Here is a 22974-nt window from a genome sequence, read left to right on the forward strand (position 1 = left end):
AAGCTGTCTGGCGCGGGGATCCGCGCCAGACAGGAGAGATAAATTAACGACGGTTACCGAAAATACGCAGCAGCATCAGGAACAGGTTGATGAAGTCGAGGTACAACGTCAACGCGCCCACGATGGAGTATTTACGGAAGCTGTCTTTGTCATCAACGGACAACTGCTCGCCGATATTTTTCAGCTTCTGGGTGTCATACGCGGTCAGCCCGACAAACACCACCACACCGATGTAGGTTACTGCCCACATCAGCGCTTCGCTTTTCAGCCACAGGTTCACCAGCGAAGCCAGAACAATCCCGATCAGCGCCATGAACAGCATGCTGCCGAAGCCGCTCAAATCACGCTTCGTGGTGTAGCCGTACAGGCTCATCGCTCCGAACATCCCTGCCGTAATCACAAAGGTGCTGGCGATGGATTCACCGGAGTACATGATGAAAATGCTGGAGAGCGTCAACCCCGTCAGCGCGGAATAAAGCATAAACAGCGACGTAGCGACCGTGCCACTCAGGCGCTGCACCATGCCAGAAATCACAAAGACCAGCCCCAGTTGGGCAATGATCAGGCCGAAGAACGTGATCTGGCTGGAGAAAACAAAATTCAGTACGGCAGGCGTATTCGCCGCGTACCAGGAGACGAACGCCGTCAGCAGCAGGCCGCAGGTCATCCAACCATAAACCTGTGCCATATAGGCCTGAAGACCAGACTGCGAGCGCTCAACGATTGAACCCGAGCGTGGATATCTGTCCATGATGTTACCTTTGCATAAAGTTATCTGATTAACGCGGCGCGAACCGCTTGATTGGGGGATCGAGACGGAATATTCTCTCCCCGCCATCCTTTTATCCTAACACAGAAATGGACTACCAGCGCTGCGCGGCCTGTTTATCGCTGTCGCGTGATTCCACCCAGCGTTCGCCTTCCGGCGTCGCTTCTCGCTTCCAGAATGGCGCGCGGGTTTTCAGGTAATCCATGATGAATTGGGCGGCATCAAACGCCGCACTGCGGTGAGCGGCACTGACGCCAACGAACACAATTTCATCCCCCGGATAAAGTGCGCCCACCCGATGAATCACGCTCACACGCGGCAGTTCCCAGCGCTCGCGTGCTAGCTCAACAATCTCCGCCAGCGCCTTTTCCGTCATGCCGGGGTAATGTTCCAGCGTCAACGCGCTAACGTTTTTCGCCAGATTGTGATTACGCACTTTACCGGTGAACGTCACCACCGCGCCGTCCTCATCGCACTGCGCCAGCCACTGATATTCATCACCTACATTGAAGTTCTCTTCGCCGACCAGAATACGCGTGTCTGCCACGATCAACCTCCCGTTACCGGTGGGAAAAACGCCACTTCATCGCCGTCCTGTAACGGGTGCGTGAGCTCAACCAGCGACTGATTCACCGCAGCTAGCAGCTTGCCGGATTCCAGTGCCAGCGCCCAGCGCGCGCCGCGTTTGCATAGCGCCTGTCGGACATCCTCTACGGTGGCATACTCAGCAGGCAGCGACAGGCTGTCTGTCTCGATCAGTTCACGGACTTGTGCAAAAAACAGAATCGTAATCATGCTCCCTCCGCCGTAAAGTCGCCGGATTTGCCGCCGCTTTTCGCCAGCAGGCGCACCGGACCAATCACCATGTCTTTCTGCACGGCCTTGCACATGTCATAGATGGTCAGCGCAGCAACAGAAGCCGCCGTCAGCGCTTCCATCTCCACGCCGGTTTTTCCCGTCAGGCGACACACGGATTCTATACGAACCCGATTGTGCTCCGGCTGCGCTTCCAGCTCGACAGCAACTTTGCTCAGCAACAGCGGATGACAAAGCGGAATCAGTTCCCAGGTACGTTTCGCCGCCTGAATTCCGGCGATGCGCGCGGTGGCGAACACGTCGCCCTTGTGGTGGCTGCCGGCAATAATCATCGCCAGCGTCTGCGGTGCCATTTCAACGAAAGCTTCCGCGCGGGCTTCACGCACGGTTTCAACTTTGGCGGAAACATCCACCATCGCGGCTTCGCCAGCGGCGTTGATGTGGGTTAATTGTGGCTTAGATGATGACATAGTGAATAAGGCTTACCGTTAAGAGGATTTTTTCAAGTGCGGGTAAAAATTGCACGGTTTCTGGCGCGCATCCAGCTGTTCCTGAATGATGCGTTCCCATGCAGTTCGGCAGGCGCGAGTCGAACCCGGCATAGCGAAAATCACCGTCTGGTTAGCCAGACCGGCAAGCGCGCGGGATTGCAGCGTCGCCGTACCAATATCTTCGTACGACACCATGCGAAACAGCTCGCCGAAACCTTCAATTTCCCGATCGAACAAGACGCCAATGGCTTCCGGCACCACATCCCCTGCGGTAAAGCCCGTCCCGCCATTAATCAAAATGCCCTGCACCTCATCGCTGGCAATCCACGCCGAAATCTGTGCCCGAATCTGGTACAGATTCTCTTTCACGATGGCGCTGTCGACGATGCGATGTCCTGAGGACTGCGCCGCTTCACGCAGATAATCACCGGACGTATCATCTTCCGCCGTACGACGTTCGGACACGGTTAAAACCGCAAGATTGAGAGAAACGAATTCGCTGCTGACTTTGCTCATGTCAGGCTCCTTTAAGAATCAGTGATGTCGCGGATTAGCCGCCGATAAATGACAGGTTTTGCGTGATGCCGCTATTCCCTTCATGCAGGAAATGGGTCTGCTTTTTCGCCGATAGCCCGCCCGAGATACGCATTTTCAAATCATCGAGGTGGCGATCGTCGGCCAGCAAATCACGCAGCGGAATGCCCTGTTCGCCAAAGAGACACAGATGAAGATTACCCACAGCGGATACGCGCAGGCGGTTGCAGCTCAGGCAGAAATCTTTCTCATACGGCATAATCAGCCCAATTTCTCCCTGATAGTCGGGATGGCTGAACACCTGAGCCGGGCCGTCGCTGCGTGCGCGTTGTTGCTGCTGCCAGCCTTGTTGCAGTAGTTGCTGGCGGATCACCTCACCGGAAACGTGGTGACGGCGGAACACGTCGCCCCCTTCCCCTGTTTCCATCAGTTCAATAAAGCGTAGTTGAATCGGGCGGTGTTTAATCCAGTCGAGGAAAGTTTGCAGGCTGCCTGCGTTTACATCGCGCATCAGCACCGTGTTGACTTTGACCTTGGCAAATCCACAGTCAAAGGCCGCATCGATACCGTCCATCACCTGCCGGAATTTATCCTGCCCGGTAATCGCATGAAACTGGCGTGCATCAAGGCTGTCGACGCTGACATTCAGCGCCGTCAGGCCTGCATCGCGCCATTGAGCAACGTCGCGTGCCAAACGGTAGCCGTTGGTGGTTACCGCCAGCGTGCGGATAGCGGGGTTTTCACGGATTGCCGCAATGATATCGACAAAGTCACGGCGTAAAGACGGTTCACCGCCGGTGAGGCGGACTTTTTCCGTCCCTAATTCGGCAAAGGCGCGGCTGACGCGACGAATTTCATCGAGTGACAAAAAGCGATGTGGATTCGTACCATTGGCCTGATAGCCATCCGGCAGACAGTAGGTACAACGAAAATTGCAGACGTCTGTGATAGACAGACGCAAATAGTAGAACTTGCGCGCAAACGCATCAGTCAGTTGACTCACCATAAACACCTTTCCAAATACGGGAGATGCAGGCATTTCTGCCTCGCACCCTGGTGACCGCGAAGGCCACGGCCAGGGCACCGTATCATGCGCACTACGCGCATCACTTAGGCACCAAGGCTAGGAGTTTGATTCCTATCAGTTATCCGTTAAACAGCCACGAGATAACCGCTCAAGAATCGTGATTTCATTAAGCAGTCTACTGCGAAAAAGCACAGTCAACCACTCTCAAAATCGGTATATAATTAAATATATAGCGAATTTTCAATATCTTATGGTGCACAGCATACGGAAAAATACGCGGCAGAAATTGTCTCAGGTCATGCCTGCGTGAGGATTTTTCGCGTTTTAAGGTGAAATCAGCTACCTTAGCGACGATTGTCACATGTTATTCATATTACTCTGGCTCATTCATAAGGTTTTCTATGCGCAATCGCACGTTGGCCGACCTCGACAGGGTTGTCGCACTCGGAGGCGGGCACGGTTTAGGTCGTGTGATGTCTTCGCTCTCTTCCCTGGGTTCACGGCTAACCGGCATTGTCACGACGACAGATAACGGCGGTTCAACCGGCCGCATCCGTCGTTCTGAAGGCGGCATTGCCTGGGGCGACACCCGCAACTGTCTGAATCAACTGATTACGACGCCCAGCGTGGCATCCGCAATGTTTGAGTACCGGTTTAACGGTAACGGTGAGCTTGCCGGACACAATCTGGGTAACCTGATGCTAAAAGCGCTCGACCACCTGAGCGTCCGTCCGCTGGAAGCCATCAATCTGATTCGCAACCTGCTCAAGGTTGACGCCTTTTTAATTCCGATGTCCGAACATCCTGTCGATTTGATGGCAATTGATGAACAGGGCAACCCCGTTTATGGTGAAGTCGAGATCGATCAGCTGGCAGCCTTGCCGCAGGATTTGATGCTGTACCCGACGGTGCAGGCCACGCGCGAGGCGATTGATGCTATCGCAAAAGCCGACCTGATTTTGATTGGCCCCGGCAGCTTTCTGACTAGCCTGATGCCGCTGCTACTGCTGGAAGATCTGACACAGGCGCTCCGTCGTACGCCCGCTCCTATGGTGTACATCGGCAACCTAGGCAATGAGCAGAGTAACCCCGCCGCCCGCCTGACGCTGGTGGAGAAGCTATCCTGGATTGAACACAAGGTAGGGAAACCCGTGGTTGATGCCGCGATTGTCGGTCCAAAAGTCGATATCAGCCAGATCGGCGACCGTCTGGTCGTGCAGCAGGCGCTGGCCGCAGAAGATGTTCCTCACCATCACGACCGTGAGTTACTGCGCCAGGCCATCGATCGTGCGCTACAGCTGCTGGGCTCTCAATCCCGTAGCCACGGCGTATAAGTCACGCCAATCAGAATGCCTTCGGGACTCAGGAAACGCGTGACCTGCTGTCCCCAAGGCTCAAGACGGTTTTCCACCAGCAACGCATAGCCTTGCGCTTTCAGCGTGCTGGTCGCCTCCACCATGTCAGCCACTTCGAATTCCAGCCAGCTTTGCGGTTCAGGAAGATCCACAGGCCAACTTTCGTGCCCGAAACAGGATTCACTGGCCTGCGACAGCGGCCACAGCGCGAAATGCTTCACGCCCCCCATTTCATCGCTCACCAGATAGTCGCTTCCTTCCGCAACGGGCTTCAACGGCAACTTCAGCGTATCAACATAGAGCGCATGGCTGGCAGAAAGGGATTTCACGATCGGCCCAAAACCTGCCACAAACAGCACCTCAACACCCGGTATAGTCTGATCCATCATTGATCCTCAGTGAGCGCTTGCATCGTTAGGATACAGCGATAAATTGTGCGCGCAGTGCCTGTACTTCATCGCGTAGGGCGGCAGCCTCTTCAAACTCAAGGTTTTGCGCGTGCGTCAACATCTTGCTTTCCAGCTCGCGGATTTTCAGCTCCAGCGCCTTCGGCGTCATGAGTTCATAGCGTGCTGCTGGCTCAGCCGCTTTACGGTTGCCACGCCCCTTGCCTTTGTTCGTCGGCCGACCCAGTTGCAAGATATCGGAAATCTTCTTATTGATGCCCTGCGGCACAATGCCGTGCTCGGTGTTGTAGGCTTCCTGCTTCTCGCGGCGACGCTCCGTTTCACCAATCGCTTTCGCCATCGACGCCGTAATCCTGTCGCCGTAGAGAATAGCTTTACCGCTCAGATTACGCGCTGCACGGCCAATCGTCTGGATCAGGGAACGTTCAGAGCGCAGGAACCCCTCTTTATCGGCATCCAGAATCGCCACCAGCGACACTTCTGGCATATCCAGCCCTTCACGCAGCAGGTTGATCCCCACCAGTACGTCGAACTCGCCAAGACGTAAATCACGGATGATTTCCACGCGCTCGACAGTGTCGATATCCGAGTGCAGATAGCGTACCCGCTCGCCGTGTTCTTCAAGATATTCCGTCAGGTCCTCTGCCATACGCTTGGTCAGCGTGGTCACCAGTACTCGCTCGTTAATCGCGGCACGCAGACGAATTTCGGAAAGCAGGTCATCCACCTGCGTCGCGACAGGTCGCACTTCGATGATCGGATCGAGCAACCCAGTGGGGCGCACCACCTGATCGATCACTTCACCGCCCGATTTTTCCAGTTCATAGTTACCCGGCGTCGCAGACACGTAGATCGTCTGCGGAGCCAGCGCTTCAAATTCTTCAAACTTCATCGGTCGGTTATCCAGCGCTGAAGGCAGCCGGAAACCGTATTCGACCAGCGTCTCTTTACGCGCGCGGTCGCCGCGATACATACCGCCGATCTGGGGAACGGTGACGTGGGATTCATCAATGACCAGCAGCCCGTCCGCAGGCAAATAGTCAAACAGCGTCGGTGGCGGCTCGCCGGGACCACGACCGGAAAGGTAGCGTGAGTAGTTTTCGATACCGGAGCAGTAACCCAGTTCGTTCATCATCTCCAGATCAAACTGCGTGCGCTGACTCAGCCGCTGCTCTTCCACCAGTTTGTCATTGGCCAGCAGCACCTTTTTACGGTCGGCCAGTTCAACCTTGATGTCTTCCATCGCCTGCAAAATACGCTCACGCGGCGTGACGTAGTGCGTTTTGGGATAGATGGTATAGCGCGGCACCGTTTGGAGAACGTGGCCCGTCAGCGGGTCAAACAGCGACAGCCGTTCCACTTCTTCATCGAACAGTTCAACACGCAGCGCGATTTCATCAGATTCCGCAGGGAAGATATCGATCACCTCACCGCGCACGCGGAACGTACCGCGCTGAAACGCCTGATCGTTACGGGAATATTGCAACTCGGCCAGACGCCGCAAAATAGCACGCTGATCAATCAGCATCCCCTGTGTCAGATGCAGCATCATTTTCAGATAGAGATCGGGATCGCCCAGACCATAGATCGCGGATACCGAGGCCACGACGATGACATCGCGCCGCTCCAGCAGCGCTTTTGTCGCGGAAAGGCGCATCTGTTCGATATGTTCGTTAACCGACGCATCTTTTTCAATAAAGGTGTCCGAGCTGGGAACGTAGGCCTCTGGCTGATAATAGTCATAATACGAGACAAAGTACTCAACGGCATTATCGGGAAAGAATTCTTTCATTTCGCCGTACAGCTGGGCTGCCAGCGTTTTATTTGGTGCCAGCATCATCGTCGGCCGATTGAGGTCGGCAATCACATTGGCGATCGTGAACGTCTTACCTGAGCCTGTTACCCCGAGCAGTGTTTGGTGCGCTAACCCGTCTTCCAGACCCTCTTTTAAACGACGAATGGCCTCAGGCTGATCGCCTGCCGGTTTAAAGTCGGAATTCAGTGTAAATACTTTACTCATCGTTAAGCACGCTACTTATCGTTATTACCCATCGCGCAATGCGAGGTTCGTGGGTGGATGCTCAGAACTTTATTCTGAATCCCAATGATGAAATTCGCCACCGCAATGATACTGGATATAAAAACAGCATCAAGGAAATTATCGCTGGATTGGATGATTAATCGACAAATGAATTTGCTAGCACATCCCTCTTCAATCTACCAGATAAAATCATCGTGATTTATCCCCAGATTTGGTAAAAATGTAACATGCGGGGATGAGCGGTGACGTTAATTTATGCAACTACGCACCATTGATGTTCAAGACGCTTGATTTTACTTAAGCATATGATAACAAATAGATTAGCAAAACCGTGGAGAATAGCGCCAACCCGGCGACAACCCGCGCCAGCTCTCGGTTAGCGCGCGTTGTCTATCCATAATACACATAGTTATCCACAGAAATGGTGGATAACTCCCACAACACCGCATCAGCACTGAGTTAGAGAAATACCCGCTTCATTCGCGATTCCCTCTGATATGGATTTTCTTCACACTCTTTCTGTGATTTATCGCATAAGTATTAGACGGAAAAAGACTAAAAACAGCAGAGGACTAAATCGCAACAATTCAGGCATTACGGGGGATTAGAGAAAAATTCAAGAAGGTTTTAGCTATTGATCAGCATGAAAATGTAGGTTTTACGCTCATGAAACAGATGCCGGTAAAAAACAATAAAAACCGTTGCTTGATTAAACGCAGACGAAGGTTTGCCAACAGTCACCATCACAGTTGTCTTGGCAGTACAACCTCCATACCAACCCTTTTTCCCTTAGCGTCGACAAAAATCACCACCGTTTTTGTTTTATCCTTGCTCAGCCATTCTTCGCCGTTTCCCTCCACCTTCTCAAGGGTGCAGCCGATGGAAATAAGGTAGTCTCTCAATGAGGCAATATCTGCGGTGTTTTCAAAATATACTGCGCTCACTTCCGATGCTGGGCCCTCTTGAGGTGCGTTCACAAACTGATAAACCGCCGATATACGAGGTACACCTTTGACGATATCGTCAGTAATCTCTTCGTAGAGAGCTTTGTCTTCCATAGTGTAATGTTTACTTTCAAGATCGAAGCCTGAAAACAACCACCACAACAATCCCGCCGCCACGCAACAAGCGATGCCCAAGTCGCACAGTAATCGATATAGCCTCGTCATTTCTTCCCCCCAAAAGCACTCATGTCTCCCAGTTCATCACCACCACCACGGTGGCGGCAATCGAATTTCCAAATCCACTGTTTTTCCCTCAGGGTCGACAAAAATCGTTATTGCTTTGGTTTTATCCTTACTTAGCCAGTTTTCGACATTTACTTCCGTCCTATCAAGGGTACAACCGATGGAAATAAGGTAGTCTCTCAACGAGGCAACATCCGTGGTGTCTTCAAAATACACCGCGCTCACTTCCGATGCCGATCCCTGTGGTGGATAGTAAACAAACCGATAATTTGTCGAGATGCGCGGCGCGCCTTTGACAATATCGTCAGTGAGCGTTTCGTACAGGGCTTGATCCTCCACTGTGTAAAATTCAATACCAGACCCAGAACCAGTCAAAAACCACCACAACAGCCCCACTGCGATGAGACAACCCATAACCAGATTTTGCAGCAAACGATATAGCGTCGCCATTTACCCTCCTGATAATTTCAGGTGCAACCCAGTCCCATCATCAGTCACGATATCAACCCGTTCAGACGGAACGGAAGCGTAGGGTTTTATTCTCGTCATAAATGCAGGCAATACGCCGAAATAGGGCCGTGCATTAGGGTTCTTATCGGGGTCGGGAAAGAGCAGCGGCCTGAATGATTCATTCTTGAACATCCCGATAGGGCCGTAAAAATCCCAGCGCTTTAATGCCTCACCCCTGCTAACCGGCTTGAGTTCTGAGAAGTAATGTATGCCATCAACGACACGATAAAAACCCAATAAATCTGAGACAAGATCTTCGCCGCTAAATCCGCTGTCGGTGAAAAAGTTAAACGGAAAACCACCCTGTAGCCCTTCAAAACGGTAAGCGACTTTCATCATCATCGCTAACGCGATGCTGAACTGCTCGCTCCGTGACACGCCTTTCTTGATGCGCCAGACGGTATATTTAGATGTACCCACTCTCTTCCTAAATTTCCGCATATCCTGGAAATATTTCACATCGTAATACGGTTTTCCCCCACTCTCACCTGCCTCAAATTGAGGTAACAACTTTCTGATATCGTCGCCCTGTGCATGACCCAAATCAACCCAGCCAAGCACTTCAGTATAAATTAGTCCACGCTTGCCCAACGTTGCTGCTGGACCATCAACAATCTCCGAACGTTTACTCATAAAGTCCTCAATGCGTCCTTATTTACGGACTGCAGCGCAGGAAAATAGAAACAGCCAGAATGAAATGAATCAGTCATCACTTCACATAACGGTATCTTGCCAGAACAGATAGGAACTGGTGCGTGCAGCCACATGTTCCCATTCAATGGTGTGAAATTTAAAAGACACACTTTCGCTTGGCTGTAAATCGTTATGCGTCAAAGAATTAGGATACACAGCATTAATGCCAGAAATAATTCCACCTAATAACCTTATTTTGAAATACAGCTCATTACCGCCCGCCATTGCTGTCCGATAAAGAGACAGTTCACAGGTTAATTTTTCTTTATCGCCCAGAGCTTGGGATAATAGCGGCGTGGATTTATCGATGGGTTTTCTGATTTGGAGGGGATAGAATGAGACGTTATCTTCCCGCATAACGCTGGTATTTAATTCGTAAACAAAAATCTCATCTTCGTGTCCAGACTGATGCAGGTTGCCTATCGACGCCATGGTGGAGCACCCTGCTGATATCAACCCTTGTTTATCACCATTAAGTGAAAGATAAATAATATTTGCCATGATACATTCCTTGGATCATGTTAGTTGTTCGCGTAAGTATTTTAATAAAAACACATACAATAAAATAAATGTTACGAAATTTATTCTATCACTATTATTTCAAGAACGACCAGAAATTAATAAAGTGTGGCTTTAAAAAACAAATGGATTAGCGCTTTTATTAAAAACATCGCGTTAATCCATTGAGTGAGGAAATAATAAATAACGCCGTTATTATTTGGTATAAAACAATCAGCCAATAATAAAAAAATATCCCAATTTTTTAGTGACGTTACTCACCCCGCTAATAACCCAATATCAATGTACTGTCCCAAATTATGCTGCTGAAGATCCGATACATAAGGAATTTCGCCCAGCATCGGCGCGGGCAGGCGCTGTTGCAGCGTTTGCAGATACGGCTGATGCCATTTTCCAGGTGGCGTGATGTCATTTGCAATCCAGCCGCCAAGGCGCAATCCAGCGTGTTGAATGGCGTGGGCCGTTAACATCGCGTGGTTGATACAACCTAGCTTGATACCGACCACCAAAATCACAGGAAGCTGTTCCTGAACAACCCAGTCGGCAAACGTGTCCTGCTCCGACAACGGCGTAAACCACCCGCCCGCCCCTTCGACAAACAGCCAATCCGCCTGCGTTTCTAATGTCCGTAGCCCTGCGGACAACTCTGGGAGATGGATAGGCCGCTGCTCCACCGCACTGATAATATGCGGTGAAGTCGGTTCCATAAACGCCAGCGGGTTCACCGCCTGATAATCCAGCCGGACGCTGCTATTGGCCTGAAGCGCCAGCGCATCGCTGTTGCGAATGCCGTCAGCCGTCATTTCACAGCCGGACGCCACGGGTTTATAGCCCGCGGTGCGGTATCCGGCCTGATTCGCAGCCTGAAGTAGCGCCGTACTGGCGACCGTTTTCCCGACTTCGGTATCCGTGCCCGTCACAAACCAGCGCTCAATCACGATAAATCACTCCATAAACCAGTTGATAGCTGAGCGGGTAGCCGCCCTGTTCTTGCGGATAATGGGCAGACAGCGCCGCCAGACGCGCCCGGCTCAATAGCCCCAGCGCACGCCCGTCGTGCAACCAGGTCGCACCAATCCCCTTCAGCGATTTCATCAACGCCAATACGTCTGGGAAAAAGCAGACCTCACGTTCTTGAACCACATGATGGCGATAGGGCTGACAGGCTGCTTCGATAGCGGAGAGCGACAGAAAGCGATTCGTCCGTTGCGTGCCGTCCAGACGCTGCCACGCCTGTGACAGTTCACATAAGGAACCGTCCGCCAGCGTCGCAAACGCAATAACGCCCCCAGGCCGCGTGACCCGATACAGCTCGGCCAGCGCACGCGGTAACGAATCGCACCACTGCACCGCCAGATTGCTGTAGCTGATATCCACACAGCAATCCGCCAGCGGCAGATTTTCGATATCGCCTTCCAGATAACGATCGGCAACGTGCTGCTCACGGGCATGCGCCAGCATGTCCACCGACAAATCCAGCGCAGTCACATTCTTACCAGCCTGACGCCAGTGGCGACTAAAATGCCCGGTTCCGCAGCCCGCATCTAATACCTGTAAACCGCTGTGCGACGGCATCAGCGCCAGCAGGCGTTCTCCGCTGGTGCGTTGCAGTTCGGCAAAGCGGTCATAGCACCCTGCTGCGCGCCCAAACGCCTGCGCAATCGCCTGCTTGTTATAGTTTTCTGTCAGCATGGTGTAATACCGTAAGCAAGCGACTGATATCTTCCGGCTGGTGTTCCGCCGTCAGCGTAATGCGCAGACGCGCGCTACCGACAGGCACCGTTGGTGGCCGCATCGCACTGACCCACACGCCCTGTTCGCGCAAATGGCTCATCAACGCCATTGCCCGCGCATTTTCACCGACAATCAGCGGCTGAATCGCGCTCTGTGAATCCATCAATTGATAGGACGAGTTGGAAAAGCCCGCACGAAACAGCGCGATGTTATGTCGCAGCGCATCGCGCCGTGCCTCGCCCTGCCGGACACAGTTGACTGCCGCGCTAAGCGCACAGGCCTGTGCCGCTGGCATTGAGGTGCTGTAAATCAAATGACGAGCGAATTGCAGGAAGTACTCGGCCAGCGGTTCAGCGCACAGTACCGCCGCGCCGCTCACGCCAAATGCCTTGCCGAACGTGACAATCAGCAGTTCGGGTTTGACGCCCTGCTGCCAACAGCTCCCACGACCTTCATCACCCAGCACGCCAATCCCGTGCGCATCGTCCACCATCAGCCAGGCATCATGTGCCCTGCACTGAGCCTGTAGCGCCGACAGCGGCGCGGTGTCGCCATCCATGCTGAAGACGCCTTCGGTCACCACCAGCGTCTGGCCGTCCGTGGGTTTCTCCAGCAGAGATTGCAGATTATCGGGCTGATTATGTTTAAAGCGCCGCAGGGTCGCGGGTGACTGTGCAGCCGCTTCCAGCAGTGAAGCATGGCTGAGTTTATCGGCAAAGATACGGTCTTCTGACTGTGCCAGCGCCGCCACCACAGCCTGATTCGCGGCATAGCCGGAAATAAACAGCAGCGCACGCGGATAACCCAGCCAGTCGGCAAGCTGACTTTCCAGCGCGGCATGGGCATCGGTATAGCCCGTCACATGCCCGGAACCACCGCTGCCAATACCGTATTGCTCAGCGCCCTGCTGCCAGGCACGTACAATCTCAGGGTGGTGGCTCAGCCCCAGATAGTCGTTGCTGGAAAAATTCAGGTAGCAGTGGTCGCCCTGCATCAGCCAGCGCCCGCTGCCGCCTTGATTCACCCGTCGTACGCGGTAGGCATCATCGCGCTGACGCTGCACCAGCGCGGCGTCAATACGTTGCTGCCAGCTCATGATTGCGCATACCTTACCCGGCAGTTTGCAGGCTGGACGTTATACCGCAGCATTATAAAACTGCTCGCTATCGGCATTAACCAGCTGTTCCGCCAACCGCTGTTGCTGTTGGTTATCACCGTATTCGGTCGCCGTCTGTTGCGGATTCAGACCCAGTTTGAGGAACAGCGCCAGATCCTTGTCTTCTTTCGGGTTTGGCGTCGTGAGCAGTTTGCAGCCGTAGAAAATGGAGTTCGCCCCCGCCATAAAGCACATTGCCTGCGTTTGTTCGCTCATCTGCTCGCGTCCGGCGGACAGGCGTACATAGGAAGCCGGCATCATGATACGCGCAACGGCAATAGTACGAATGAAATCAAACGGATCGACATCATCGTTATCCGCCAGCGGCGTGCCTTTCACCTTAACCAACATGTTGATCGGCACGCTTTCCGGCGGCGTCGGCAGGTTAGCCAGTTGCACCAGCAGCCCGGCGCGATCGCGCACGGTTTCCCCTAGACCGACGATACCGCCCGAGCAAACTTTAATGCCCGCACCGCGCACTTTATCCAGCGTATCCAGACGCTCTTGATACGTGCGGGTAGTAATGATGCTGCCGTAAAATTCTGGCGAGGTATCGAGGTTATGGTTATAGAAATCTAGTCCAGCAGAGGCCAGACGCTCGGCCTGATCGTTGTGCAGCGTTCCCAGCGTCATGCAGGTTTCCATCCCCATTGCTTTAACGCCTTGCACCATCTGTTCCAGATACGGCATGTCGCGCTCGTGCGGGTTTTTCCACGCCGCGCCCATACAAAAGCGCGTCGAACCTGCGGCTTTCGCCTGACGAGCCGATTCCAGCACCTGTTCAACCTGCATCAGGCGTTCGGTATCAATCCCGGTGCGATAACGGGAGCTCTGCGGGCAATACTTACAGTCCTCAGGACAGGAACCGGTCTTTATCGACAGTAACGTACTGACCTGCACCTGACGGGGATCAAAATGCTGACGGTGGATCTGCTGCGCTTCAAACATCAGTTCCAGAAATGGTTTATTAAATAAGTCTTGCGCTTGCTCAAGCGTCCAGTACATGCGGTCAGCCATCTCGGCATCTCCAAACTAAAAACGTTTCGCCAGTGTAAATTAACTCGATATACTGTCAACCAAATAGAATCCATTTTGGTTTACGAAAGATCATCATGAGCCCGGAAGACATTGCTTTTGACCAACGCCACATTTGGCATCCCTACACCTCAATGACAGCACCGCTGCCCTGCTATCCGGTGATCGCGGCTAGCGGCGTCGAGCTTCAGCTGGATGACGGACGTCGCCTGATCGACGGCATGTCATCGTGGTGGGCGGCGATTCACGGCTACAACCATCCGGCGATCAATCAAGCGGTGCAGGCTCAGCTCAGCCAAATATCGCATGTGATGTTTGGCGGGATCACCCATCCGGCAGCGGTGGCACTGTGTCGCCAACTGGTGGATATCACGCCGGACACGCTGGAATGCGTTTTTCTGGCAGATTCCGGCTCGGTGGCAGTCGAAGTGGCGATGAAAATGGCGCTGCAGTATTGGCAAGCACGGGGTGAAGCCCGCCAGCGCTTTCTCACCCTGCGTCACGGCTATCACGGTGATACCTTCGGTGCGATGTCCGTGTGCGATCCGCAGAATTCGATGCATAGCCTGTATAAGGGTTACCTGCCTGCCCACCTGTTTGTCGATGCGCCGCCATGCGCCGCGATCAACGAAGGCGGTTTTACCGACGACTGGCAGGAAGCTGATATCGCGCCGCTACAGGCGATGCTGTCGGCGCACACTCATGAGATCGCGGCCGTCATTCTGGAACCCATCGTGCAGGGCGCGGGCGGGATGCGCTTTTATCATCCGGCCTACCTGCGCCGGGTACGGGAACTGTGTGACCAATGGGGCATTTTGCTGATTGCCGATGAGATCGCCACCGGATTTGGCCGCACCGGCAAGCTGTTTGCCTGCGAGCATGCAGGCATTTCTCCCGATATTATGTGTCTGGGAAAAGCGCTTACCGGCGGCTATATGACGCTCTCCGCCACGCTGACCACCCGGATAGTCGCTGAAACCATCAGCAACGGTGCGGCAGGCTGTTTTATGCACGGCCCTACATTTATGGGCAATCCGCTCGCCTGCGCGGCAGCCAATGCCAGTTTGTCGCTGTTGGCGGAAAACCGCTGGCAGCAGCAAGTGCAAAGTATTGAGCGGCAGTTGCGAGACGCGCTGCAACCCTGTGCGGATTCTCCGCTGGTGGCGGACGTTCGCGTGCTGGGCGCTATCGGCGTGGTGGAAACACAGCGTCCGGTCAATATGGCGCGACTACAGCGTTTCTTTGTCGAGCGTGGCGTCTGGATTCGACCGTTTGGCCGACTCATTTATCTGATGCCGCCGTTTATCATTCAGCCTGATGAACTGCGTAAGCTGACCGACGCCGTCTGTGCGGCCATCCGTGATGAACAGTTATTTGACTAACCGGTAAACCAAGGCGCACGCACTCGTGCGCCGCAAAACATGTCCTCTATTTTCATTACACATCATAACCATTCATTACCGCTCTTATAATTATTCACACGAATAAGTTTTTCATTTTATTCATGGTTAACGTATTGAATTACTCTGGCATCGATGAAATAAATATAAAATGTTAAGCACACCACAGTTTATATTCAACCAACCGTAGACACCTGATGAATACGTGTTAGATTTTAAAGTGAAACACCTCAAGCATATATTTAAAAGGAGATTTATTATGCTTATAATAAATAAGAAACCGTACCGTATCTTTCGCACATTATTCCCCGTATTATTTTCTGCCTTGTTACTCTCTCCATTCACCGCTTCTGCGGTCAGTTCCTCAAAAGACGCCGACAAACTCTATTTTGAGAATAATAAATATTATGTATTCAATAACGTCTGGGGAAAAGATGAAGTAAAAGGATGGCAGCAAACGGTTTTCTATAACAGCCCAACCAGTATGGGGTGGAACTGGCACTGGCCAAGTAGCTCCTCAAGCGTTAAAGCCTACCCATCGCTGGTGAGCGGTTGGCACTGGACGGCGGGCTATACGGCAAATAGCGGCTTGCCGATAAAATTGTCCAGTAATAAAAATATTACCAGTAACGTCACCTATTCCATCAAATCCACCGGCACTTACAACGCGGCTTATGACATTTGGTTTCACACCACCGACAAAGCCAGTTGGGATTCTACCCCTACCGATGAATTAATGATCTGGCTAAATAATACCAATGCAGGCCCAGCGGGCGATTATATTGAAACAGTTTTCCTCGGTGGCAGCAGTTGGAACGTATTCAAAGGCTGGATCAACGCCGGTAATGGCAACGGGTGGAATGTCTTTTCCTTTGTTCGCACCTCCAATACCAACAACGCATCGCTCAATATTCGCCATTTCACCAACTATCTGGTGGGAACCAAGAAATGGATGAGCAATACAAAATATATCAGCAGCGTTGAGTTTGGCACCGAGATCTTTGGTGGCGATGGGCAGATTGATATCACCAAGTGGAGCGTAGACGTAAAATAACGCGTCCATAATCTCTGTCTTTTCCGGTTCAGCCTCTTTGCCACACTGGCGTGGGGGTTGAGCCGAATTTATCTCATCGGCTTCACGATCCATTTCACCCCAGACAGATATCGCTCATATTTTAGGCGGACTATTCTTTCCTTCCCAACAAAATTCGTGAGCTGTGGCACGTAAATTCCATTAGCGTTATGATAATCCCCTCTGCTAATCAGGAATTTCCCATGCGTAATACGTTCATCGTGTGCTGGCAGTATTTACGCGCTTTCGCATTGATTTATCTCTGCCTGCTGGCAGGCAATGCGGTATCCGCGTTACTTCCATTCACTATCCCCGGCAGTATCATCGGCATGCTGGTCTTGTTCACCCTTCTTGCCTCGCAAATCCTGCCCGCGCAGTGGGTAAAACCGGGTTGCCATCTTCTTATTCGTCACATGGCGCTGCTGTTCGTCCCTATCGGCGTCGGCGTGATGAATTATTACGATCTGGTCAGCCAACAGTTCGGCCCCATCGTGGTTTCCTGCCTGATCAGTACCTTTATAGTGATGTTGGTTGTGGGTTTCAGTACCCAGATAATGCAGCGTGAACGAGCCGTGGCTGGCGATCGCACGCCGCCGAAGGATAACGAATAATGTTCAGCTATTTGTGGTGGTCGTTGCCCCTCACTTTGATGGTCTTTTTCGCCGCACGTAAATTGGCCGTACTGACCAGAATTTCGCTGTTGAACCCGCTGCTGGTGTCGATGGCGATTATTATTCCGCTGCTGCTGGTATTGAAGATTCCCTACGAGCACTATTTTCAGGGCAGCAAAGTCCTTAACGACCTGTTGCAACCGGCGGTGGTCGCACTGGCGTTCCCGCTTTATGAGCAGTTGCATCAAATTCGCGCGCGCTGGAAGTCAATCATCAGCGTGTGCTTCATCGGCAGCCTGACCGCGATTATCTCCGGCACGCTGGTGGCGCTGTGGATGGGCGCCTCGCCAGAAATCGCCGCCTCGGTGCTGCCTAAATCCGTCACCACGCCGATTGCGATGGCCGTCGCCAGCTCGATTGGCGGGATTCCAGCTATCAGCGCCGTCTGCGTGATTTTCGTCGGTATTCTCGGTGCTGTCTTAGGCCACAGCCTGTTCAACCGCGTCGGTATCAAAACCAAAGCTGCGCGTGGGCTGTCGATGGGTACCGCTTCGCACGCACTCGGTACGGCGCGCTGCGCAGAAGTCGATTATCAGGAAGGCGCATTCAGTTCGCTGGCGCTGGTCATCTGCGGGATCATCACGTCGCTGATTGCGCCGCTAATTTTCCCTCTACTCTTGCATGTCGTTGGCTGAATCTAGCGGGGATGGTGCGTAGCTCGCATCATCCAGCTATAAAATTGAGATACATCTCGCATTTAGCAGTTAATTTGCAGCCATTTCATTCAACAAAGAGATTTTGATCACAATTTATTGCTACTCTGCTACCTAACATGACGTCATTGACGGGTAAAAAGAGTACGCCACCATGCATCCACGATTTGAAAACGCCTTCCAGCAATTACCTGCCAGTCTGCAAGCCGCGATCGGTCCCTTGATCGATAAACCAGATTTCGCCGCCATGCTCACCGCAGACGACGTGAATGCCGTCTGCGAAGCCAGCCAGCTAGATGCCGACGCGTTGGCCTTTGCGCTATTGCCTCTGGCAGCTGCCTGCGCACAAGCGCCTATCTCGAATTTTCAGGTTGGCGCAATTGCGCAAGGACTCAGTGGCAATTTCTACTTTGGTGCCAACATGGAGTTCAGTGTCGTTCAGCTACAACAAACGGTGCACGCCGAACAAAGCGCCGTCAGCCACGCCTGGATACGCAATGAACGTGGGTTGCGGGCCGTGACCGTGAACTACACACCATGCGGCCACTGTCGTCAGTTTATGAATGAATTGCGTAATGCTGCGTCGCTGCGCATTCAATTGCCGGGTCGTCAGCCTGCCGTGCTCAGCCACTATCTGCCGGATTCCTTTGGCCCCGTCGATCTGCACATCGATACCTTACTGATGGATGACGTCAACCACGGCGCAACCTTGCAGAATGTGAATGCGCTTGCGCGTCGGGCGCTGGATGCCGCCAACCGTAGCCACGCGCCCTATAGCAAAGCCATCAGTGGCATTGCACTGGAAACCTTAAGCGGCAACATTTATACCGGACGCTACGCAGAAAATGCGGCATTTAACCCTAGCCTGCCGCCTTTGCAAGTCGCGTTGAATCTGATGAACCTTGCTGGCGACGATCCGTGCACCATTAAACACGCGGCTGTCGTTGAGCGTCGTAATGCAGTTGTCAGCCACTGGGCCATTTCGCAAATTATGCTGGCCGAATTGGGCTGCACCGACATTGAACATCACTTTATTGAGGAATAACGGCAGAGGTCAGCGCAGAATTTCGGCAAAGGGAAGTGTGAAAAACGAGAGGTGAATCGATAAAGCCTGCATTTTGACTAAGATGCAAGCCATCTGTAACTATTTTAATTAACAATTTCTGTACATATTCTCTGGGTAATTTAAGATCCGCAACAGTTTTTATCGACAACACCTGAGTTTTTTTCTGTTATCCGAAGAGTAAAAAGTCATGGAATTAGAATACGAAAGCAAACGTCCTCTCCATATTCCCTACGCTGGCCCAATCTTGCTTGAATTTCCCCTGCTGAATAAAGGCAGTGCGTTTACCGAAGAAGAACGCGCTAACTTTAACCTGCATGGTCTGCTGCCTGAAGCCGTCGAAACCATCGAAGAACAGGCAGAACGCGCCTGGCGTCAGTATCAGGAATTCAAACACGATATCGAAAAACACGTTTACCTACGCAACATTCAGGATACTAACGAGACGCTGTTCTATCGCCTGCTGGACGGTCACCTCAGTGAGATGATGCCTATCATCTACACCCCGACCGTTGGCGAAGCCTGTGAACACTTCTCCGATATCTACCGTCGCGCCCGTGGCCTGTTTATCTCCTACCCTAACCGTGCACATATCGACGATATGCTGCAAAACGCCACCAAGCAGAACGTGAAAGTCATCGTTGTGACCGACGGTGAGCGTATTCTGGGTCTGGGTGACCAGGGCATCGGCGGCATGGGGATTCCAATCGGTAAGCTGTCGCTGTACACCGCCTGTGGCGGTATCAGCCCAGCCTACACCCTGCCTGTCGTTCTGGATGTCGGCACCAACAACCCGCAGCGCCTGAACGATCCGCTGTACATGGGCTGGCGCCATCCGCGTATCACTGACGATGAATACTATGAATTTGTTGACGAATTCATTCAGGCAGTGAAGCGCCGCTGGCCGAACGTGCTGTTGCAGTTTGAAGACTTCGCGCAGAAAAACGCCACACCGCTGCTGAACCGCTATCGTGATGAAATCTGTAGCTTTAACGATGACATTCAGGGCACCGCCGCCGTTGCGATTGGCAGCCTGATTGCCGCCAGCCGTGCAGCAGGCACTCAGCTACGCGATCAGACCGTTACCTTCCTGGGTGCGGGCTCCGCAGGCTGTGGTATCGCTGAGCAAATCGTCGCACAGATGAAGTCTGAAGGGTTGAGCGAAGAAGAAGCACGCGCACGCGTCTTCATGGTTGACCGCTTCGGTCTGCTGACGGACAAACTGCCGAACCTGCTCGATTTCCAGAGCAAGCTGGTGCAGAAAAGTGAACTGCTGGCTGATTGGGATTGCAACAGCGACGCGATTTCACTGCTGGAAGTGGTACGCAATGCCAAGCCGACCATCCTGATCGGTGTATCCGGCCAGCCGGGTCTGTTCACGGAAGAAATCATCCGTGAAATGCACAAGCACTGCGCACGTCCTATCGTGATGCCGCTGTCTAACCCGACATCCCGCGTAGAAGCTCGTCCAGAAGATATCATTCGCTGGACTGACGGCTCAGCGCTGGTCGCAACTGGCAGCCCGTTCGCTCCGGTTAACTATCAGGGTAAAATCTTCCCTATCGCCCAGTGCAACAACTCCTACATTTTCCCGGGTATCGGGTTAGGTGTACTGGCGTCGGGTGCCAAACGTATCACTGACGGTATGTTGATGGCCGCCAGCCGCGCTCTGGCTGACTGCTCGCCGCTGGCGAATAACGGTGAAGGCGCTCTGCTGCCGGATCTGTCCGATATCCAGCAGGTGTCCAAACGTATTGCACTGGACGTCGGTAAAGCCGCACAGCTGCAGGGCGCAGCCGTGGTGACCTCCGCCGATGCGTTGCAGAAGGCGATTGACCATAACTTCTGGCAACCACAGTACCGCAGCTACAAACGTACCTCGTTCTAACTGCCTTACTGCTAAAAAGCGCGGCATTTGCCGCGCTTTTTTTATTCAGCTTTTCAATTTCGGGTCGAGCGCATCGCGCAGGCCGTCTCCCAATAAATTAAACGCCAACACCGTCAAAAAGATCGCCAAACTAGGGAAGATCGCGACGTGTGGGGCAATCACCATATCCGACCGCGCTTCGTTCAGCATCGCCCCCCACTCCGGCATCGGCGGCTGTGCGCCCAGCCCTAAGAATGACAGGCTGGCTGCCGTGATGATCGACATCCCAATGCGCATCGAGAAAAAAACCACGATGGAAGATACCGAGCCGGGCAAAATATGCCGAAAGAGGATCGTCCGATCGCTGGCACCAATGCTGCGGGCCGATTCGATGTAGGTAAGCTGCTTCAGCACCAGCGTATTGCCGCGCACCAGACGAGCGAAAGCGGGAATGCTGAAAATCGCGACGGCGACAATCACATTCGCCATCCCACTGCCCATAATCGCCACAACGGCAATCGCCAGCAGAATACCGGGGAAGGCAAACAGCACATCGCATAGGCGCATGATGATCCTGTCCGCCCACCCTTCGTAGTAGCCCGCCACCAGACCGAGTGTTGTGCCGATAATCATCCCGACCAGCACCGAGAGAATACCCGCCGCCAGCGAGATACGCGTCCCCATCAGGATCCGGCTGAAAATATCACGTCCTAATGAATCCACGCCCAGCCAGTGTGCCGCCGACGGACCTTCATTCAGACGTTCATAATCGAAATAATTCTCGGCATCATAAGGCATCAGATACGGTGCCAGAAACGCGACGACAATCAGCAGCAGTACAAACACGCCTGCGGTGACCGCGACGTGCTGCCGAAGAAAGCGCCGCCAGAATTCACGCCACGGCGTGCGAACGGGTTTATCCCTAATGACAGGGAGCGTCGCCAGCATAGCTTTACGTCGCCAGTGTCTCATTCCCTTTCCTTATTTATAACGAATGGCTGGATTAATCGCGGCATACAGCATATCCACCAGCAGATTGATCAGAATAAACTCCAGCGAGAACAGCAGTACCTCCGCCTGAATCACCGGATAGTCGCGCATCTCCACCGCATCCACCAGCAGCCGCCCTAGCCCCGGCCAGTTGAAAACCTTCTCCACGACGATTGAGCCACCGAGCAAGAAACCAAATTGCAGCCCCATCATCGTAACCACCGGAATCAGCGCATTGCGCAGCCCGTGCTTCACTACCACCAGCGATTCGCGCACGCCTTTTGCCCGCGCCGTACGCATATAATCTTCCTGCAAGACATCAACAAACGACGCACGGGTGAAACGCGCCATCACCGCCGCCACCGCCGCCCCCAGCGTCAGCGAGGGCAAAATGTAGTGCAGCCAGGTGTCCGCCCCCACCGTCGGCAGCCATCCCAGTTCGACGGAAAAAACCTGCATTAACAGCATGCCGAGCGCAAACGCAGGGAAAGAGAGGCCGGAGACCGCCAGCGTCATCCCGATTCTGTCTGGCCAGCCGTTGCGCCACACGGCGGACACGATGCCGATCGCCATGCCAAAAATCACCGCCCACGCCATGCTGCACACCGTCAGCCAAAAGGTCGGCATAAAGCGCATGGCGATCTCTTCGGTGACGGGGCGTTTCGATACGATCGATGTACCAAAATCCCCTTGCAGGACATTGGTAAAGAAGTGCCAGAACTGGTGCGGCAGCGGTTTATCCAACCCCAAATCCTGCCTGACCATCTCGATAACGGCAGCATCCGCTTCCCGCCCGGCAGCTAAACGCGCCGGATCGCCGGGTAGCAGATGAACGAACAGGAACACCAGCACCATCACAATCAGGAGCGTGGGAATCAGTCCCAGTAGTCGTTTAATAAAATAATTCAGCATGAACAGTTTTCCACAGACATGCGTCGGACTCCCTATGAGTGAACGAGTGTTGACCACTGCGGGCAGCCTAAC

25 protein-coding genes and 1 riboswitch are annotated in these 22974 nt (G+C 53.2%); of the genes, 7 read left to right on the plus strand and 18 right to left on the minus strand.

What is annotated here, in order from left to right:
* Positions 1 to 43: 43 nt before the first annotated feature.
* The 6 genes from BUB06_RS13125 to moaA all read right to left on the minus strand — a co-directional run bounded on the left by BUB06_RS13125 (position 44) and on the right by moaA (position 3616).
* Positions 44 to 751 carry a Bax inhibitor-1/YccA family protein gene (locus BUB06_RS13125; RefSeq protein WP_010297658.1) on the minus strand — a complete coding sequence of 236 codons (708 nt, stop codon included), beginning with the start codon at positions 749 to 751 and terminating at the stop codon, positions 44 to 46.
* A gap of 112 nt (positions 752 to 863) precedes the next feature.
* Positions 864 to 1316, minus strand: a complete 453-nt coding sequence (gene moaE, locus BUB06_RS13130) for a molybdopterin synthase catalytic subunit MoaE (protein WP_010297660.1) — start codon at positions 1314 to 1316, stop codon at positions 864 to 866.
* Between the two features lie 2 nt (positions 1317 to 1318).
* Positions 1319 to 1564, minus strand: a complete 246-nt coding sequence (gene moaD / locus BUB06_RS13135; RefSeq protein WP_039473428.1) for a molybdopterin synthase sulfur carrier subunit — start codon at positions 1562 to 1564, stop codon at positions 1319 to 1321.
* Positions 1561 to 2055 (minus strand): cyclic pyranopterin monophosphate synthase MoaC, encoded by a 495-nt coding sequence (moaC, locus tag BUB06_RS13140; protein WP_010280924.1) that lies wholly within the window; start codon positions 2053 to 2055, stop codon positions 1561 to 1563. Before moaC ends, moaD begins: the two co-directional genes overlap by 4 nt.
* Before the next feature lie 18 nt (positions 2056 to 2073).
* Positions 2074 to 2592, minus strand: a complete 519-nt coding sequence (moaB, locus tag BUB06_RS13145; protein ID WP_039473429.1) for a molybdenum cofactor biosynthesis protein B — start codon at positions 2590 to 2592, stop codon at positions 2074 to 2076.
* Positions 2593 to 2626: 34 nt separating this feature from the next.
* On the minus strand, positions 2627 to 3616 hold the full coding sequence (moaA, locus tag BUB06_RS13150; protein ID WP_010297668.1) for a GTP 3',8-cyclase MoaA: 990 nt from the start codon (positions 3614 to 3616) through the stop codon (positions 2627 to 2629).
* A riboswitch (molybdenum cofactor riboswitch) is annotated at positions 3604 to 3752 on the minus strand. (Overlaps the previous gene by 13 nt.)
* Before the next feature lie 286 nt (positions 3753 to 4038).
* Here moaA and yvcK point away from each other — a divergent pair.
* Complete coding sequence (gene yvcK / locus BUB06_RS13155; protein ID WP_010297673.1) at positions 4039 to 4971, plus strand: uridine diphosphate-N-acetylglucosamine-binding protein YvcK; 933 nt, start codon at positions 4039 to 4041, stop codon at positions 4969 to 4971.
* Here yvcK and BUB06_RS13160 read toward each other — a convergent pair.
* From BUB06_RS13160 to bioB, 10 genes are all read right to left on the minus strand, one after another.
* The gene (locus BUB06_RS13160; protein WP_039473431.1) at positions 4947 to 5378 is read right to left on the minus strand and encodes a VOC family protein; all 432 of its coding nucleotides are present in this window, start codon (positions 5376 to 5378) and stop codon (positions 4947 to 4949) included. The genes yvcK and BUB06_RS13160 overlap by 25 nt on opposite strands.
* Before the next feature lie 28 nt (positions 5379 to 5406).
* A complete protein-coding gene (uvrB, locus tag BUB06_RS13165) occupies positions 5407 to 7419 on the minus strand; it encodes an excinuclease ABC subunit UvrB (protein ID WP_039473433.1) in 2013 nt (670 codons plus the stop codon).
* Positions 7420 to 8183: 764 nt separating this feature from the next.
* A complete protein-coding gene (locus BUB06_RS13170; protein WP_039473435.1) occupies positions 8184 to 8609 on the minus strand; it encodes a hypothetical protein in 426 nt (141 codons plus the stop codon).
* A 36-nt stretch (positions 8610 to 8645) separates the two neighbouring features.
* Entirely contained in the window at positions 8646 to 9077 is a 432-nt protein-coding gene (locus BUB06_RS13175) for a hypothetical protein (protein WP_039473437.1), read from the minus strand.
* Positions 9078 to 9770, minus strand: coding sequence for a hypothetical protein (locus tag BUB06_RS13180; protein ID WP_039473439.1), 693 nt, complete (start codon positions 9768 to 9770; stop codon positions 9078 to 9080).
* A gap of 81 nt (positions 9771 to 9851) precedes the next feature.
* A complete protein-coding gene (locus BUB06_RS13185) occupies positions 9852 to 10331 on the minus strand; it encodes an Hcp family type VI secretion system effector (RefSeq protein WP_014914910.1) in 480 nt (159 codons plus the stop codon).
* 275 nt (positions 10332 to 10606) lie between these two features.
* Complete coding sequence (bioD, locus tag BUB06_RS13190) at positions 10607 to 11287, minus strand: dethiobiotin synthase (RefSeq protein ID WP_039473440.1); 681 nt, start codon at positions 11285 to 11287, stop codon at positions 10607 to 10609.
* Positions 11280 to 12041 carry a malonyl-ACP O-methyltransferase BioC gene (bioC, locus tag BUB06_RS13195; protein ID WP_039473442.1) on the minus strand — a complete coding sequence of 254 codons (762 nt, stop codon included), beginning with the start codon at positions 12039 to 12041 and terminating at the stop codon, positions 11280 to 11282. Before bioC ends, bioD begins: the two co-directional genes overlap by 8 nt.
* Positions 12022 to 13179, minus strand: a complete 1158-nt coding sequence (gene bioF, locus BUB06_RS13200) for an 8-amino-7-oxononanoate synthase (RefSeq protein ID WP_039473444.1) — start codon at positions 13177 to 13179, stop codon at positions 12022 to 12024. Before bioF ends, bioC begins: the two co-directional genes overlap by 20 nt.
* Before the next feature lie 39 nt (positions 13180 to 13218).
* Positions 13219 to 14256 (minus strand): biotin synthase BioB, encoded by a 1038-nt coding sequence (gene bioB / locus BUB06_RS13205; protein WP_010303333.1) that lies wholly within the window; start codon positions 14254 to 14256, stop codon positions 13219 to 13221.
* Positions 14257 to 14351: 95 nt separating this feature from the next.
* Here bioB and bioA point away from each other — a divergent pair, with 95 nt between their 5' ends.
* From bioA to BUB06_RS13235, 6 genes are all read left to right on the plus strand, one after another.
* Complete coding sequence (bioA, locus tag BUB06_RS13210) at positions 14352 to 15656, plus strand: adenosylmethionine--8-amino-7-oxononanoate transaminase (protein ID WP_039473445.1); 1305 nt, start codon at positions 14352 to 14354, stop codon at positions 15654 to 15656.
* A 277-nt stretch (positions 15657 to 15933) separates the two neighbouring features.
* Positions 15934 to 16728, plus strand: a complete 795-nt coding sequence (locus BUB06_RS13215) for a GH12 family glycosyl hydrolase domain-containing protein (protein ID WP_039473447.1) — start codon at positions 15934 to 15936, stop codon at positions 16726 to 16728.
* 221 nt (positions 16729 to 16949) lie between these two features.
* Complete coding sequence (locus tag BUB06_RS13220) at positions 16950 to 17357, plus strand: CidA/LrgA family protein (protein ID WP_010303345.1); 408 nt, start codon at positions 16950 to 16952, stop codon at positions 17355 to 17357.
* Positions 17357 to 18052 carry a CidB/LrgB family autolysis modulator gene (locus BUB06_RS13225; protein WP_010303349.1) on the plus strand — a complete coding sequence of 232 codons (696 nt, stop codon included), beginning with the start codon at positions 17357 to 17359 and terminating at the stop codon, positions 18050 to 18052. Before BUB06_RS13220 ends, BUB06_RS13225 begins: the two co-directional genes overlap by 1 nt.
* Positions 18053 to 18224: 172 nt before the next feature.
* Positions 18225 to 19115 (plus strand): cytidine deaminase, encoded by an 891-nt coding sequence (cdd, locus tag BUB06_RS13230; protein WP_039473450.1) that lies wholly within the window; start codon positions 18225 to 18227, stop codon positions 19113 to 19115.
* A 208-nt stretch (positions 19116 to 19323) separates the two neighbouring features.
* Positions 19324 to 21021: an NAD-dependent malic enzyme gene (locus BUB06_RS13235; protein ID WP_010303353.1), complete on the plus strand. Its 1698-nt coding sequence runs from the start codon at positions 19324 to 19326 to the stop codon at positions 21019 to 21021.
* 45 nt (positions 21022 to 21066) lie between these two features.
* Here BUB06_RS13235 and gsiD read toward each other — a convergent pair whose 3' ends face one another.
* Entirely contained in the window at positions 21067 to 21972 is a 906-nt protein-coding gene (gene gsiD / locus BUB06_RS13240) for a glutathione ABC transporter permease GsiD (RefSeq protein WP_039473452.1), read from the minus strand.
* Between the two features lie 9 nt (positions 21973 to 21981).
* Entirely contained in the window at positions 21982 to 22902 is a 921-nt protein-coding gene (gsiC, locus tag BUB06_RS13245) for a glutathione ABC transporter permease GsiC (RefSeq protein WP_010303365.1), read from the minus strand.
* Positions 22903 to 22974: the final 72 nt, after the last annotated feature.

Origin of the sequence: Pectobacterium carotovorum (assembly GCF_900129615.1) — a bacterium.
GTDB classification, from domain to species: Bacteria; Pseudomonadota; Gammaproteobacteria; order Enterobacterales; family Enterobacteriaceae; genus Pectobacterium; species Pectobacterium carotovorum.